This window comes from Streptosporangium sp. NPDC020072 (assembly GCF_040631445.1).
In the GTDB taxonomy this organism is placed as follows: Bacteria; Actinomycetota; Actinomycetes; order Streptosporangiales; family Streptosporangiaceae; genus Streptosporangium.
On sequence record NZ_JBEYAB010000001.1, the window covers coordinates 201,552 to 215,125 of the forward strand.

Annotated in this window: 16 protein-coding genes; 8 read left to right on the top strand and 8 right to left on the bottom strand. The window is 70.4% G+C overall.

Features of this window, described 5'->3' with window-relative positions; genetic code table 11:
* The first annotated feature begins 51 nt into the window (after window positions 1-51).
* Window positions 52-1,026, top strand: a complete 975-nt coding sequence (locus tag ABZ470_RS00930; RefSeq protein WP_362909140.1) for an aldo/keto reductase — start codon at window positions 52-54, stop codon at window positions 1,024-1,026.
* Window positions 1,027-1,084: 58 nt separating this feature from the next.
* Here ABZ470_RS00930 and ABZ470_RS00935 read toward each other — a convergent pair whose 3' ends face one another.
* The 3 genes from ABZ470_RS00935 to ABZ470_RS00945 form a co-directional block, all read right to left on the bottom strand.
* Window positions 1,085-2,299, bottom strand: a complete 1,215-nt coding sequence (locus ABZ470_RS00935) for an alpha/beta fold hydrolase (RefSeq protein ID WP_362909142.1) — start codon at window positions 2,297-2,299, stop codon at window positions 1,085-1,087.
* A gap of 10 nt (window positions 2,300-2,309) precedes the next feature.
* A complete protein-coding gene (locus ABZ470_RS00940; RefSeq protein ID WP_352010563.1) occupies window positions 2,310-2,789 on the bottom strand; it encodes a MarR family transcriptional regulator in 480 nt (159 codons plus the stop codon).
* Window positions 2,790-2,871: 82 nt separating this feature from the next.
* On the bottom strand, window positions 2,872-3,705 hold the full coding sequence (locus ABZ470_RS00945) for an SDR family oxidoreductase (RefSeq protein WP_362909144.1): 834 nt from the start codon (window positions 3,703-3,705) through the stop codon (window positions 2,872-2,874).
* Between the two features lie 446 nt (window positions 3,706-4,151).
* Between ABZ470_RS00945 and ABZ470_RS00950 the strand changes: the two genes are divergently transcribed.
* Window positions 4,152-4,403, top strand: a complete 252-nt coding sequence (locus ABZ470_RS00950) for a hypothetical protein (RefSeq protein WP_362909146.1) — start codon at window positions 4,152-4,154, stop codon at window positions 4,401-4,403.
* Window positions 4,404-4,543: 140 nt separating this feature from the next.
* Here the strand turns inward: ABZ470_RS00950 and ABZ470_RS00955 are convergent, their stop codons facing one another.
* Genes ABZ470_RS00955 through ABZ470_RS00965 form a run of 3 tightly spaced genes read right to left on the bottom strand, consistent with a single transcriptional unit; the run spans window position 4,544 to window position 7,365 of the window.
* Window positions 4,544-4,978: an SRPBCC family protein gene (locus ABZ470_RS00955; protein WP_352010560.1), complete on the bottom strand. Its 435-nt coding sequence runs from the start codon at window positions 4,976-4,978 to the stop codon at window positions 4,544-4,546.
* 24 nt (window positions 4,979-5,002) lie between these two features.
* On the bottom strand, window positions 5,003-5,908 hold the full coding sequence (locus ABZ470_RS00960) for an aminoglycoside phosphotransferase family protein (RefSeq protein WP_352010559.1): 906 nt from the start codon (window positions 5,906-5,908) through the stop codon (window positions 5,003-5,005).
* Window positions 5,908-7,365, bottom strand: a complete 1,458-nt coding sequence (locus ABZ470_RS00965) for an XRE family transcriptional regulator (RefSeq protein WP_352010558.1) — start codon at window positions 7,363-7,365, stop codon at window positions 5,908-5,910. The genes ABZ470_RS00960 and ABZ470_RS00965 overlap by 1 nt, the downstream gene beginning before the upstream one ends.
* 228 nt (window positions 7,366-7,593) lie before the next feature.
* Between ABZ470_RS00965 and ABZ470_RS00970 the strand changes: the two genes are divergently transcribed.
* From ABZ470_RS00970 to ABZ470_RS00985, 4 genes are all read left to right on the top strand, one after another.
* The gene (locus ABZ470_RS00970) at window positions 7,594-7,878 is read left to right on the top strand and encodes a hypothetical protein (RefSeq protein ID WP_352010557.1); all 285 of its coding nucleotides are present in this window, start codon (window positions 7,594-7,596) and stop codon (window positions 7,876-7,878) included.
* A 355-nt stretch (window positions 7,879-8,233) separates the two neighbouring features.
* Window positions 8,234-8,953, top strand: a complete 720-nt coding sequence (locus tag ABZ470_RS00975; protein ID WP_352010556.1) for a glycosyltransferase family 2 protein — start codon at window positions 8,234-8,236, stop codon at window positions 8,951-8,953.
* A 60-nt stretch (window positions 8,954-9,013) separates the two neighbouring features.
* Window positions 9,014-9,265: a type II toxin-antitoxin system Phd/YefM family antitoxin gene (locus ABZ470_RS00980; protein ID WP_362773636.1), complete on the top strand. Its 252-nt coding sequence runs from the start codon at window positions 9,014-9,016 to the stop codon at window positions 9,263-9,265.
* The gene (locus tag ABZ470_RS00985) at window positions 9,265-9,690 is read left to right on the top strand and encodes a type II toxin-antitoxin system VapC family toxin (RefSeq protein WP_362909149.1); all 426 of its coding nucleotides are present in this window, start codon (window positions 9,265-9,267) and stop codon (window positions 9,688-9,690) included. The genes ABZ470_RS00980 and ABZ470_RS00985 overlap by 1 nt, the downstream gene beginning before the upstream one ends.
* Here ABZ470_RS00985 and ABZ470_RS00990 read toward each other — a convergent pair whose 3' ends face one another.
* Window positions 9,691-10,368, bottom strand: a complete 678-nt coding sequence (locus ABZ470_RS00990; RefSeq protein WP_362909151.1) for a DUF427 domain-containing protein — start codon at window positions 10,366-10,368, stop codon at window positions 9,691-9,693.
* Window positions 10,369-10,501: 133 nt separating this feature from the next.
* Between ABZ470_RS00990 and ABZ470_RS00995 the strand changes: the two genes are divergently transcribed.
* Window positions 10,502-11,248, top strand: coding sequence for a hypothetical protein (locus ABZ470_RS00995; RefSeq protein ID WP_362909153.1), 747 nt, complete (start codon window positions 10,502-10,504; stop codon window positions 11,246-11,248).
* Between the two features lie 4 nt (window positions 11,249-11,252).
* On the opposite strand, the gene ABZ470_RS01000 is transcribed toward ABZ470_RS00995, so the two are convergent.
* The gene (locus ABZ470_RS01000) at window positions 11,253-12,422 is read right to left on the bottom strand and encodes an MFS transporter (protein WP_362909155.1); all 1,170 of its coding nucleotides are present in this window, start codon (window positions 12,420-12,422) and stop codon (window positions 11,253-11,255) included.
* Window positions 12,423-12,467: 45 nt separating this feature from the next.
* Between ABZ470_RS01000 and ABZ470_RS01005 the strand changes: the two genes are divergently transcribed.
* Window positions 12,468-13,565, top strand: coding sequence for an ROK family transcriptional regulator (locus ABZ470_RS01005; RefSeq protein ID WP_362909157.1), 1,098 nt, complete (start codon window positions 12,468-12,470; stop codon window positions 13,563-13,565).
* Window positions 13,566-13,574: the final 9 nt, after the last annotated feature.

The window sequence follows — 13,574 nt, forward strand, 5'->3', positions numbered from 1 at the left end:
ACACAGGGGCCTCGATCACTTGATCGACTTCTACAGGGCACAGGAGTTCACATGAACAGGCGTCGTCTTGGTCAGAACGGGCCGGAGGTCTCGGCCATCGGACTCGGCTGCATGGGGATGTCGGAATTCTACGGTCAGGCCGACGAGTCCGAGTCGGTCGCGGTCATCCGTCGCGCGCTCGATTTGGGGATCGACTTCCTCGACACCGCCGACATGTACGGCAGGGGCCACAACGAGGAACTGGTCGGCCGGGCGATCAGGGGCCGCAGGGACGAGGTGGTGCTGGCCACCAAGTTCGGCGTCGTCAGAGGGGAGGGCGAGGAGCGCGGGGTCGACGGCAGCCCCGGCTACGTCAGGCAGGCGGCCGAGGCCTCGCTCAGGAGGCTCGGCGTGGACCACATCGACCTGTACTACCTGCACCGCCGTGACCCGCAGGTGCCGATCGAGGACACCGTCGGCGCGATGGCCGAGCTGGTCGCGCAGGGCAAGGTCGGCCGGATCGGCCTGTCGGAGGTGAGCGCGGACACCCTGAGGAGGGCCCACGCCACGCACCCGATCGCCGCGCTGCAGAGTGAGTACTCACTGTTCGCCCGGGGTCTTGAGACGGAGATCCTGCCCGCGGCCAGGGAGCTCGGCGTCGCGCTCGTCGCCTACTCTCCGATCAGCAGGGGACTGCTCGGCGGCCTCGGCACGGGAGACCGGCTTCCCGACGACGACTTCCGCAGGTATCTTCCCCGCTTCGCCGGGGAGAACGGCTCGCGCAACGAGGAGCTCGCCGCCGAGGTCCGCAAGATCGCCGAGGAGGCCGGTTGCACTCCGGCCCAGCTCTCCCTGGCGTGGCTGCTGGGCCGGGGTGAGGACGTCATCCCCATCCCCGGCACCAAGCGGCTGCGTTATCTGGAGGAGAACGCGGCGTCGGTTGACGTCACCCTGACCGCCGACCAGCTCGCCGCGCTCGACGCGGCCGTGCCCCCGGACAGCGTCAAGGGTGATCGTTACCCGAGCATGGCGCTGATCGAGGGCTGAGCCGTACCGTCACACGGTCCCGGGCCCGTGCCGGGCACGGGCCCAGGACCGCAGGGCCTCAGGGCCTGCGGTCGCGGAAGGTGCGGCGCAGGTCGTCGACCCAGGCGCCGGGGATCTCCCAGGGGATGAAGTGGCCGCCCCGGTCGTGGGCGGTGAGGTTGACGTGGTTGTACCAGCCCGCCCGGTCGCCGTCGAGGAAGGAGCGCACCCGCCGGTCGGTGGTGACGCCGGGCGGGTTCTCGAAGCCGACGAAGGTGATGCCGGTCGGGGCCTCGACGACGGGTTCTCGGTCGTGGGAGGGCGCCCAGGGGTGCCGGTTGGCGTTGGCGTAGTAGCGCATCGAGGCGCCGATCGCGTTGTTGACCCAGTAGATCATCGTGTGCGTGATCAGGTCGTCCCGGTCGAAGACGGTCTCGACATCGCCGCCGTTGTCGCTCCAGGCCGTCCAGCGTTCCAGGAGCCAGGCCAGCAGGCCCGCGGGTGAGTCGCTCAGCGCGTGGGCGAGGGTGCCTGAGTCGAGCATGTGCACGGCCAGGTGCACCGCGAAGCGCCGGTCGAGGGCGAGGATCCGCTCGCGGACGGAGTCGGGCGCCCCTTCGGGGATGGGCGCGCCCTGGGCGAGGTCCCAGGCCCGGTCGCCGTTGAAGAGGGTGAGCTTCTGGCCGGAGCCGATGTGGATGCCGTACAGCTCGGCGGCGTACTTGTGGCCGAGCTGACCGCAGACCAGGGCGCCGATGTCGCACCCGCCCGCGGCGTATCTGGAGTGGCCGAGGACGCCGGTCATGAGGCTGTGCCACAGGTCGGCGACCTTCCAGAAGTTGACGTCGTGGCTCCCTGGGAGCGGACCGGAGAACCCGAACCCGGGCAGGGAGGGCACGATGACGTCGAAGGCGTCCTCCGGGTCGCCGCCGAAGGCCGCGGGGTCGGCGAGCCGGTCGACGACCTTCGACCAGTGCCAGAACGTCCACGGCCAGCCGTGGGTGAGGATCAGCGGAACCGGCCGGGGTCCTGCCCCCGCCTTGTACATGAAGTGCACCGGGGTGCCGTCCACGGTCACCCGGTAGTGCTCGTAGGCGTTGATCGCGGCCTCGGCCTCCCTCCAGTCGTACTCCTCGCGCCAGTAGGTGACCAGCTCGTTCAGGTAGCCGCGGGGGACGCCGTAGGACCAGTCGCCGTCCTCCTCCAGCGGTGGGCGGGTCAGGCTCAGCCGTACCCTCAGGTCGTCCAGGACCTGGTCGGGCACGTGGATCGGGGTCGGTTCGAGGGGAATCATGCGGTTCCTTTCACCGGTCACCGGCGGCGGGCGGCGGTTCGTCCGGCGGCCGTACGGCGAGGGCGGACATCTCCGACAGCGCGGGCAGCGCCTCGGCGATCGCCCGTCGCTGCCCGGCGTCCAGGTGCCGGGCCAGCTCGGCGAGCCTGGCGATCCGGTTCTCGCGGCGGCTGTGGACGATCTCGGCGCCCGCGGGGGTGATGTGCACGAGCACGGCCCGGCCGTCGGTCGGGTCGGGCCGCCGCCTGACCAGGCCGTCGCGTTCGAGACGGGTGACGAGCTGGGTGATCGCCGGTTGGGTGACCTGTTCGCTCTCCTTCAGCTCCGACAGGCGCAACGGCCCTCTGCCGGCCAGGGTGTGCAGCACCCCCAGTGTGGTGAAGCTCATCCGCTCAACGGAGGCGAGGCGGATGAAGACTCCCGTGAACCTCTCCACGGCGAGGGCGAGGGCCTCGACGTCGAGGCCGTCCGATGACTCGTGCGGCGACACGGCAGGACTGTATCACCGACTTATATAAGTTGCTTATCTATTTCGGGAGGGGGCGAACCCCCTCCCGAGGGAACCACGGGACTCAGCGGGCCAGCGCGGTGGCCAGCGGGGTCGCCGGATGCCCCGTCAGCCGCGGTACGGCGTCGCCGACCCCGGCCAGCTCACCCTTGGCGATGGCCGTGTAGGTCGAGACCCACGCGTCGACCTCCCAGTCGGGGGCGCCGTAGTGCGCCCTGGAGCGGTAGGCCTCCTCGACGGTCTCCCGGTGGTAGGTGACGGGACGCCCGGTGACCTCGGTGATGATCGCGGCGGCCTCCTCAAGGGTGATCGCCTCGGGGCCGGTCAGGTCGTACGTCGCGCCCGCGTGTTCGCCGGGTGAGCCCAGGACCGCGACGGCGGCGTCGGCGATGTCGTCGAGGGCGACGACCGACACCCGCCCGTCCTCCGCGGGACCGCGCAGCACACCGTCCTGACCGGCCATCAGGGGCAGCAGGTCGGCGTACATGTTGTCCCGCAGGAACGTGAACGGCACCCCCGTGGCCCGGATGTGCTCCTCGGTCGCCCAGTGGTCGCGGGCGAGGGTGAACGTGGCGTCGGGGGCGGCCCCGTAGAAGGAGACGTACACCAGGTGGCCGACGCCCGCGGCGACCGCGGCGTCCACGAAGGCCCGGTGCTGGGCGACGCGGTCGGGGGCCTCGGAGGCCGAGACCATGAGCAGGGTCTCGATCCCGTCGAGGGCCTGGCGCGCGGCCTCCCCGTCGGCGAAGTCCGCCCGCGCGACCTGGGCCCCGTCCAACCGGGGCGCGCGAGCGGGATCGCGGACGACGAGCCTCTGACTGGTCCCCGCGGCGGCGAGCCTGGCGGCGACACGCCCGCCGAGCCTGCCGGTTACTCCTGTGACAGCGATGGTGGTCATGCTTGAAAGGTACTGGCGCCCCTCACGGCCACCGGGCAGGCATGCCCCCGGACGACTCAGCGGAAAGCGACAAATCCCCGGCGGCATGCCCCATAAGACATTAGATCGCCCATCCGAATCACTTGACGGGTGGCCGTATACCGCTGTCAACTCCAGCCTTCCCGAGCCCGCCCTCCCCGGGGACATCCCGATCCCTCCGGGCCGCGGTGCCACACCGGTGGGCGCGAAGGTCATGGCCGACGAACTCGGAGGACCGCCCAGAAAAGGCCGCATCATCACGAAAATCCACGAAATATCATTATTTTTCACGCCAATTATGGCACTTTACTCGAACATTGATACGGGCTGCGTGTCGTTTACCAAGAAGAGCACCAGGGGAGTATTGAACTCGCGCCCGGAAGCATGTCGCGGCGTTTTTCCACCTTCGGACTATTTTTCATGGAGTGATGATGCGCCCTGGGAACAGACCCGCCCGCGCCCTGTCCGTCACCGCCCTGGGAGTCGCCCTCGCGGCGCTCGCGCCCCTGCCCGCCCTTGCCGCCGGCCCCGCCGCCTCCGCCCCTGTCTCCACCGTCGCCCCCGCCACCGGGCCCGGCTCCGGCATGGGAGAACCGGTGGATCCCGGCGAGGTCGAGCCGGGCATCTCATGGACGAACACCCTGAAGCCCTCGGGCCTGGGCAGGCGCGGAACGCACTGATCCCACGTCCCGCACCCCACTCCGTCCTCGCGGAAGAACCCCCATGAAGACCTCGCGAAGACCCCGCGAAGACCCACGAGGGCCCTGTGGAGGTCCTGTGAGGGCCCGATGAAGGCCCGGTGAGTCTCCCGGAGACCGGCTCAGCCCAGGCGTGAGACGAGGACCCCGGCACGCGCGAGCTGCGCCTCGCGCGCCCTCCGCACCGCACGACCCAGCAGCGTACGGTTCCAGGCCTGCACCACGAGCCTGTCCTCGACCTCGGTCCCGCCGTCCCGGTCCCGCAGGGTGAACCGGTAGCCGAGTTTGACCCCGCCGGGACCCGCGGCCTCCCCCTCGACGGTCTCCGGAGTGCTCCTGAGCGTCACCTTCACCAGGCTCTCGTACCTGACGAGACCGAGCAGCCTGAGCCGCTCGACCGAGACGTAGCGCGTCTCCCCGTCCACCGTGCTGACGTCCCTGACCGCGACCACCAGCGGCGAGAGCCCCACGTAGCTCTGCGGCTGGCTCAGGTGCGCCCGGAGCGCCGCCGGGGTGTTACGCACATGGAAGGTGTTGTGCAGCGTGACTTTCGGCATGACATGTCCCCCAAATCATGATCTTTAGGGGGAGACAGTAGCCGGTTCCGACATGTACCACCGGGTGTGTTGCTCACCTCGGGTGAGGGAGTCGAGCCTGCGGGGCAGCTCGCTGCGGGAGAACGGGTCGGCCCCGGCGTTGCGGATGTGGATGCCCACGGCGTACATGTCCCGGATCTCCATGAGCGTCGAGTAGCCCGGCCAGGAGCGCAGGTCACTGCCGTAGGCGTCGGCGAAGGCGTCCACCTCGGCCGCGCTCAGCCCGAACCGGCGCTGACCGTGGTAGGTGTGCACCAGGTCCCACTCACGGGGTCCGACCGCGACGCCGTCCCAGTCGCACAGCACCACGTGACCGTCCGTGCAGCGCAGCAGGTTGTCGATCCAGGCGTCCCCGTGCAGCAGCACCGGCGAGCCGTCCATGTCCAGCCCCGCCCAGCGCTCGGAGAGCTCGGCGATGCGGTCGCGCAGCCAGGCCCGCTGGCAGGGGGTGAGCACCGCCGACCCGTCGACCGTCACCCGCAGTTCGGCCAGCGGATCGGCGAAGCGCTTCAACGCCACCGGGGGCACCGGCAGCAGGTGCAGGCTGCGCAGGATCTCTCCCAGCTCGGTGGTCGTCGGACGGCCGCTCGCGGGCACGTAGTGCCAGAAGGTCACGACGCCGCCCTCGTGGGTCACCGGCTGCTCGGAGATCTCGTCGGCGGGACGCACCGCGGGAAAGCCCTGCTGGGCGAGCCAGCGGGCGACCGCGAGCACCAGTGGAAGCCTGGTCCGCGCGTTCGGCGCGGTGGCGATCCTGACCACGATCCCGCCGCGCAGCTTGAAGACGGCGTTGCTTCGCACACGAAGGAGTTCGGCGTCCCGGTGATCGATCCCGAGATCCTCGCAGACCTCGCGCAGGACCCGGAACGCCCCCTCCGCGAGCGGGCCCATCAGCTCACCGGCAGGGCATCGACGACCAGGTCTGTCAGGCGGCGCACCGCCGCGGCTCTGCGCCTGCCCTCCGGCACCTCCGACAGCACCACCCTGGCGCGGCTGAGCACGATGGAGGTGCGGTGCTCCGGCGGCACCTGGAGCAGGGCCTTCTCCGCCAGGTGGCAGGCGTCGTCGGCCTTGCCCCCGCGGGCCATGTGCGCGGCCTGGTCGAGCAGGAGCAGCACCGGGTCGATGGTGTAGGCCCCGGAGGGACCCGGCGTCCAGTCGACCTCCTCCCCCAGCTCGATCAGCGTGCCGATCCGGTAGAACTGCAGGCGGCGTTCGGAGAAGCGGAAGGCCAGGTGGTCGTGCCCCTCGGGAGGCATCCTGGCGAAGATCCGCTCCGCCTCGGCCAGCGCCGCCCTGGCGGCCTTGTGCTCGCCGAGCCTGGCCAGCGCCCGCGCCTCGGCCGCCGCCCCGAGGGCCGCCGGAGAGCTGGGCGCGTTCCCCGCGAGTGTCCTGGCCTCCCTGGCGAGCCGTACGGTCTCGGCGAGGTCCCCGTAGTAGTAGGGCAGCATCGCCTGTTGCGCCCTGACCAGGGCTCGCAGCCGCAGGTCGCCCATGTCGTCGGAGGCGGTGCGCGCCGTGCCGTACCAGGCGTGGGCCTGGCGGGTGTCGCCGAGCTTCATCAGCGCGTCCGCGGAGAGCAACGCCAGCATCACGGTCGCGCTCAGCAGGCGGCGCTGGGCCATCGCGGGCTGGCGGGCGGTGACGAGCGCGCGCACGTCGCACAGTTCGAGCATCAGCCGGTAGAGCATCGGCAGCGGGGCACTGGTGATGTACTCGCGGCGGTAGCGGAGCACCTGCTCGTCGAGCGCGTCGAGCTGGTCCTCGGTGACGGTGGCGCGGGCGAGGGTGCGGTCGAGCTCCTGGCGGGTCCGTTCGACCTCGGCCAGCAGCCGCCCGTTCATCACGAAGCGGGAGCCGAGCAGCGCGTGGTGGAACAGCGCCCGCCGTTCCATGTCGTTCCTGCCGTCAGCCGCGCCGTCGCCCTCGCGCCGTTCCTCGGCCCGGTACGGCTGGCGCCCCTCACCCCCGGAGAGCACGACGACCCTGGCCTCGCTCTCGTCGTCGCAGTAGTCACCCGCCAGGCCGAGCCGTACGGCGTTGGCCCGGTAGAGCCGGGCCAGCAGGTCGATGGTCTGCGGGCGGGGACGGGCGCGCTTGTTCTCCCAGGCGTTGAGGAGGTCGATGTTGGCCCGGGCCTCCCCCAGGTCCTGGCGCAGGCACATCTCCTCAAGTTCCTGTACGGCCTGCCTGGCCGACCACCCCCTGGCCAGCCGGTGGGCCTTCAGGAGGCTGACCCCGCAGCAACCGTGGATGGCCTGCGCCGTCTGCCAGGGCGTCCACTGCTCGGAACCGGCCTGCTCACGCCAGCGGCGCGCACACGCGGGAGAATGTTCACCTCGGGCCACGGCGCCCTCCCCGTCGCTGTTTACACAAGATTAACGAGAGCGAAGCACAGCGTAAGCATGCTCATGCATTGCTTTCCCTTTATTCGCGGTTTACGCACGGAACGGCGACAACTTTCCCAGGTATTCCACTGATCCGGCGCCGATCCGGCCCGAAGGCCGATTGCCTCACATGCCCCCGAACCGCACTCTGCACATTAAAGCCAACACCGTCCGCCAGGAGTGATCCACATGACGGCAAAGCGCGGCGAGGCCGTCGACCATCTGCGCCGGCTCGCCTCCCAGCTGGAGGCCCATTCCTTCCAGGTGCACCTGAGGTCGTCCCACGGACCTTATCCCCGCCTCCACGTGGTCAACCCGATGGCCCCCACCATGACGGAGGACGTCCTCGCCTCCCACGACGAGGACGGCGAATGGTGGTTCTGGCTCTCGTGGGCGGGGCGTATCGGTCAGGCCGAGGACGTCGCGACGGCTGCGGAGCGTGTGGCCAGTGTGCTCCATGTGATACGTCGATAGGTGATTCTTGGGCTCCACATGGGTAACACCCGATGATCAAGCCCAGAAAGGAGCGGGAACGTGAAAAGGATCCACCTCATCCAGCGCCCCCGGCCCCCGCGTGAGCCGGTTCCGCTCGACCTGCGCACTCCCTCGGGCAGAGCCCTCCCTTTTTGACCCCTTTCAGCGCCATACATCCCCTTCTGACCGCCGCCCTCCGGCGGCCGCCCCGCGCCGCAGCGACGGGTCACGGCCGCGGAGCGCGTCGCCTCTCTCCCCTTAGGAGCCCCTTTCAAGGGAAATTTCTCCTTTTTTGAGTCCCCCTTTCAAGGTAACTTCAAGTACTTTGCAGGGGTCCCGGGCCATCCTTGCGGCCATGAGCAGCGTTCTCTTCACCGTCAGTGTCAGCGTGGTGGTCCCCGCCATGAACGAGGCCGCCAACCTGCCGCACGTCTTCGCGACGCTGCCGGAGTGGGTGGACGAGGTCATACTGGTCGACGGCAACTCGACCGACGACACGGTCGCCGTCGCCGAGAGGCTCCGTCCGGGGCTGCGTGTCGTGACGCAGACCGGCAGGGGCAAGGGCAACGCCCTCACCGAGGGGTTCGCCGCCGCGAAGGGCGACATCATCGTCATGATCGACGCCGACGGTTCGACGGACGGGCGGGAGATCGTCGCCTTCGTGACCGCCCTGACCGAGGGCGCCGACTTCGCCAAGGGTTCCCGCTACATCCCCGGCGGCGGCTCCGACGACATCAGCCGGACCCGCTCCCTGGGCAACCGCGTCCTCACGATGATCACCAACCGTCTCTACGGCACCCGCTACACCGACCTGTGTTACGGCTACAACGCCTTCTGGGCGCGTCATCTGGAGGTCCTGAACCTCGACTGCGACGGCTTCGAGATCGAGACGCTGATGAACGTGCGCGCCGCCAAGGCCGGGCTCGTGATCCGCGAGGTGCCCAGCCACGAGCGCAGCCGCATCCACGGCGTCAGCAACCTGCACGCCGTACGGGACGGCCTGCGCGTGCTCAGGACCATTCTGCGCGAGCGCCGCCGCACCGCCTCTCCCCGGCGCGAGCACGCCTCCGTCTGACCCGGGCGGCCAATATGTGCGTCTAGACAGACTGGACAGTCGATCCCGGCGGAGGCACCCATGGGCGGATGGCAACTCCAGGAGGCCAAGCAGCGTTTCAGCGAGGTCATCCGGCGTGCTCTGAGCGAAGGGCCTCAGACCGTCACCCGGCACGGGGAGGAGGTCGCCGTCGTCATCGACATCACCGAATACCGTCGTCTCAGGGGCGAGACCCCCGACTTCGGACGCTTCCTGCTTTCGGCCCCCGACTGGGACGACGACGTCGAGTTCCCCCGTGACCGAGACCTTCCCCGAACGGTTCACCTCGACTGATGGGCACCGGGTACCTCCTCGACACGAACGTGGTCTCCGAGGCGCGTAAGCGGAACGGGAATCCCCTGGTCAGAGAGTGGATCGCCGCCACGCACGGCCCTGTCCTCCACCTCAGCGGCCTGACCGTCGGCGAGATCCGCCGCGGGGTCGAACTCCGCAGGCGCAGGGATCCCGCACAGGCCGCCGTGCTGGAACGCTGGCTCTCCGAACTGCTGCGGCAGTTCGGTGACCGCATCGCCCCGATCACCCCCGAGGTCGCCGAGGAGTGGGGACGGCTGAACGCCGTGCGGCCGATTCCCACGGCGGACGGGTTGATCGCCGCGACGGCCAGGGTGAACGGCTGGACGCTGGTCACCCGCAACGTCAAGGACTTCGAGGGGACGGGGGTCTCGCTCGTCGATCCGTTCGACCTGCCGCCCGCCTGATCAGGCGAACTTCGTCTTCGGGCGTTCCTGCAGGACGCCGTCCACGTAGACGTCCACCTTCTCGTCGTAGAACGCGACGAGCCCGGCGACACGCCCGCTCTCCTCAAGCGGGGTCCGGTAGGACCAGGCCAGGTCGGGCCGGCCGTTGACGCTCCAGTACTCCGCCACCCCCTTGTACGGGCAGCGGGTCACGGTCTCGGTGGGAACGAGAAGGTCGAGCCGGACGTCGGTCTTCGGCAGGTAGTAACGCGGCGGCAGGCCCGTCTCGAACAGGATCCTGGGGTGGTGGAAGTCGGCGACGACGACGCCGTCCACCTCGACACGCACGTGCCGCGAGGACGGCAGGACGTCGACCCGGGTGTAGGGGTCGCGGGGATGGACGTAGACCTCCTCGTCCTCCTCGAACCAGGCGTCGGCCGCCTCCCACTCGAACCGCACGTGGTCGCGCAGTTCCTCGATGGGCGATTCGGGATAGGCGAGGGCCGCGCCGGCGACTCCCGCCACGTCGTACAGCACCGCCTCGCCCCGGCTCGGCGAGTGCGCGCTCCCGCCGTTGGGCTCCAGCTCGACGGCGACGTCCCGCCGGGGGAAGTAGTAGGTCGGGTAGTAGGGCACCTCCCAGACCAGCAGTGCCCGGGTGGTGTCGGCGGCCACCCTGCCCCCGAAGAGGACCCGCACTCTCTTCGCGCTCCGCTCCACACGGACACGCCCACGTGTAACCGGTTCCATGCCACCGCCAACCCTGACCGTCTCGGGACTATTCCGGCACAGGTCTCGCACCGGTTTCCCCGCGTGGGATACACATGATCTTGTGCGCCGACTTCTCCTCCCCCTGGCCGCGCTGGCGCTCCTGCTGACGGGATGCGGCGTGAACGACCCCGCACGGGCGGACTTCTGGGCGAAGGCCGGCACCCTGACCGAGACTCTGAAGGGCACCCGGTTCAAGGAGAGTGAGGATCTCGGCTTCCTCATCGCCCGGCGGGAGGGTGTCGAGGTCCTGTCCGTCGCCGAGCGGACCCGGCGGGACCCGTTCCGTGCCGTGGTCAGGGTGACCGGCAAGGGAATGATCAAGGTCTGGGAGGGCAGGCGTGAGACGCTCCGTGCCGTTCCCGACGTCGTCGGCTGCTTCGAGGCCGTCGCCTCCGGCAACGCCTTTCCCGACTTCTTCGCGGACGTCTCCCTCAAGGAGGTCACGTGCCCGGCCACCACTCCCCTCGGCTTCAGGGCCCACGCCAGGTTTCCTCCCCGGATGTATGAGCGGTTGCAGGAGACGCTCCCCGGCAGACCGGACCTGGCCAAGGTCCGGGAGGCCGTACAGCGGCTGGACCTGGACCCGCGGGTCGTCCGGGAGATCGCCGAGGGGGAGACGGAGAAGGGGAGGACGGTCGGGATCGCGCTCAGGGAGGGGCCCGACGGCAACTGCATGTACGCGCGGGTCTGGCGGGGAGGATCGAAGGTCTGGGCGCCCTACCGGATCGTGCCCTACGGCGACGCCGGAGCCCAGACCTGCACGGCGACCGGAGCGATCAACGGCTACGCCGAGCGGGCGGCCCACTGAGAGCTCAGGCGCCCGCCTCTGTCCGGCCTCCCAGAGGGGCCCGGGGGCGTAGCGCGCCCGCGGTGACGACGGTCGTCAGGACGATCACCGACAGCACGGCGAAGGTGACGGGAAGCGACGTCAGGTGGGCGACCCAGCCGGTCACCGCGGGGGCCAGCAGCCCCGACAGGTAGGTGATCGTCGCCACCCCCGCGACGCCCTGACTCGGCGCCGCGGTCGCCCTGCCTCCGGCGGCGAAGGTCAGCGGCACGATCACGGCTATTCCCAGGCCGAACAGCGCGAACCCGGCGACGCCCGGCAGTGGGTCGCGCGCCGTGACGATGACCGTCCCTCCGGCGACCGCGAGCAGGCCACCGGCCCGTACGGTGGCGACCGGCCCGAGGCGCTGGACGATCAGATCTCCCAGCAGCCTGGTCACGGCCATGGCCAGGGCGAAGGTCGCGTAGGCCGCGGCGGCCATGCCCGGCCCCGCCCCGGTGACGTCCGTGACGTAGACGGCCGACCAGTTCATGCTCGCCCCCTCGGCGAAGGTCGCGCAGAACCCGACCGCGCCGATCGCCAGGATGGCCCGCGAGGGTACGGCGAAGCGGGGCGGTGCCTGCTCGCCCGGCTCAGGGCGGACGTCCGGCAGGCCGCGGCTCGCCACGAAACCGACGACCAGCAGGACGAGCGCGACGGCGCCGTGGTGCAGGCGCGCGTCGATTCCGGCCTGGGCGGCGACGACCCCGATCCCGGCACCGGCCAGGCTGCCCACACTCCACATGCCGTGCAGCCCCGACATGATCGAACGTCCCAGGCGCCGCTCGATGATCACCCCCTGGGCGTTCATGGTGACGTCGCACGTGCCCGCCGCCGCGCCGTACGCCAGGAAGATCGCGCACAACCAGACGAACCCGGGGGCCTGGGAGGGGATCGCGAGGGCGACGCACCACAGGGCGAGCAGGATCCTCGTGGCGGCGCGCCCGCCGATGCGGTGGACGAGGCGGCCGGCCATCGGCATCGCCACGAAAGCCCCCACCGCAGGACAGAACAGGGCGATCCCCAGTGCAGCGGGATCGAGACTCAGATGGTCTTGCAGCCACGGGACGCGGGTCGCCATGCTTCCCGCTACCGCCCCGTGGACGGCGAACACCGCCGCGACCGCGATGCGGGCGCGTTGATTGTCGTTGCGCATGGTGTGAGAAACTAACAGGCAGGCTTCCTGATTAAAAGGGGATAAATGAGGACCGCGACTCCGCAGATGGCCAGGGCGATCAACGACCGCCTCGCCCTGGACCTGCTGCTCGAACACGGAACGCTGACCGCCCCGCAGCTACGGGCGCTCACCGGGCTGTCCCGCCCGACCGTGTCCGACCTCATCGAACGCCTGCAGACCAACGGGCTCATCGAGGTCGTCGGCAAGAGCGGCGACGAACGCCGGGGGCCGAACGCCCGCCTGTACGGCATCGTGGCCGGCCGTGCCCACGTGGCCGGAGCCGACATACGGCGTGACACGGTCACCGTGACCGTCTCCGACATCACCGGAAGCCCGGTCGGCTCGGCGAGCCGCGAGATCGGCCCCGGGAACGGAGCCCTGATCGCCTCGCCCACCTACCCCCAGCACGCCAGGGCGGCCACCCCCCTGGCCGGGGTCGTCGCCGACGCCGTCGCCGAGGCGGCCGGTTCCCGGAGCCTGCACGCCGTCGTCCTCGGCGTGCCGGGGATGGTCGACCCGCACAGCGGCGAACTGGCCGTGGACAACGGCGTGCCCGGCTGGCAGCCGCACCTGCTCCAGACGTTGCGCCGCAGGATCGACGCGCGGATCGACCTGGAGAACGACGTCAACCTCGCCGCCGTCGCCGAGCACCGCGCCGGTTCCGCGCAGGGACGCGAGGACTTCGTGCTGCTCTGGCTCGACGACGCCGTGGGCGCCGCGGTCACCCTCGGCGGGAGGCTGCGCAGGGGCGCCTCGGGTGGCGCGGGTGAGATCACGCCGCTCGGCTTCCCCGAGGGCTCCTTCTGCGACCTGCTGGACGCCAAGGCCGCCGCCGGGCTCGACCAGGACACCCTGGCCGCCAGGATCGCCCGGATGGCCTTCACCGCGGTCGCCGTCCTCGACCCGGGACTCGTGGTCCTCGGCGGGGAGACGGGCCGCTCCGGCGGTGAGGAACTGGCCGCGCGGGTCGGCGAGCACCTCGACACGCTCTCACCGGTCCCCACCCAGGTCCGCGCGGGCACCGTCGAGGGCAACGCGATCCTCAACGGCGCCCTGTTCACGGCCCTGTCCATCGCCCAGCGGGACGTCTTCGGCGACGCCCCCGGCGACCCCCCGATGTGACGACCGCCC

Coding starts and splice junctions, on each gene's coding strand:
- ABZ470_RS00980 (WP_362773636.1), top strand. CDS start 9,014: ATGGGCGGATGGCAACTCCAGGAGGCCAAGCAGCGTTTCAGCGAGGTC.
- ABZ470_RS00945 (WP_362909144.1), bottom strand. CDS start 3,705: ATGACCACCATCGCTGTCACAGGAGTAACCGGCAGGCTCGGCGGGCGT.
- ABZ470_RS00955 (WP_352010560.1), bottom strand. CDS start 4,978: ATGCCGAAAGTCACGCTGCACAACACCTTCCATGTGCGTAACACCCCG.
- ABZ470_RS00960 (WP_352010559.1), bottom strand. CDS start 5,908: ATGGGCCCGCTCGCGGAGGGGGCGTTCCGGGTCCTGCGCGAGGTCTGC.
- ABZ470_RS00950 (WP_362909146.1), top strand. CDS start 4,152: ATGATGCGCCCTGGGAACAGACCCGCCCGCGCCCTGTCCGTCACCGCC.
- ABZ470_RS01000 (WP_362909155.1), bottom strand. CDS start 12,422: ATGCGCAACGACAATCAACGCGCCCGCATCGCGGTCGCGGCGGTGTTC.
- ABZ470_RS00970 (WP_352010557.1), top strand. CDS start 7,594: ATGACGGCAAAGCGCGGCGAGGCCGTCGACCATCTGCGCCGGCTCGCC.
- ABZ470_RS00930 (WP_362909140.1), top strand. CDS start 52: ATGAACAGGCGTCGTCTTGGTCAGAACGGGCCGGAGGTCTCGGCCATC.
- ABZ470_RS00935 (WP_362909142.1), bottom strand. CDS start 2,299: ATGATTCCCCTCGAACCGACCCCGATCCACGTGCCCGACCAGGTCCTG.
- ABZ470_RS01005 (WP_362909157.1), top strand. CDS start 12,468: ATGAGGACCGCGACTCCGCAGATGGCCAGGGCGATCAACGACCGCCTC.
- ABZ470_RS00985 (WP_362909149.1), top strand. CDS start 9,265: ATGGGCACCGGGTACCTCCTCGACACGAACGTGGTCTCCGAGGCGCGT.
- ABZ470_RS00975 (WP_352010556.1), top strand. CDS start 8,234: ATGAGCAGCGTTCTCTTCACCGTCAGTGTCAGCGTGGTGGTCCCCGCC.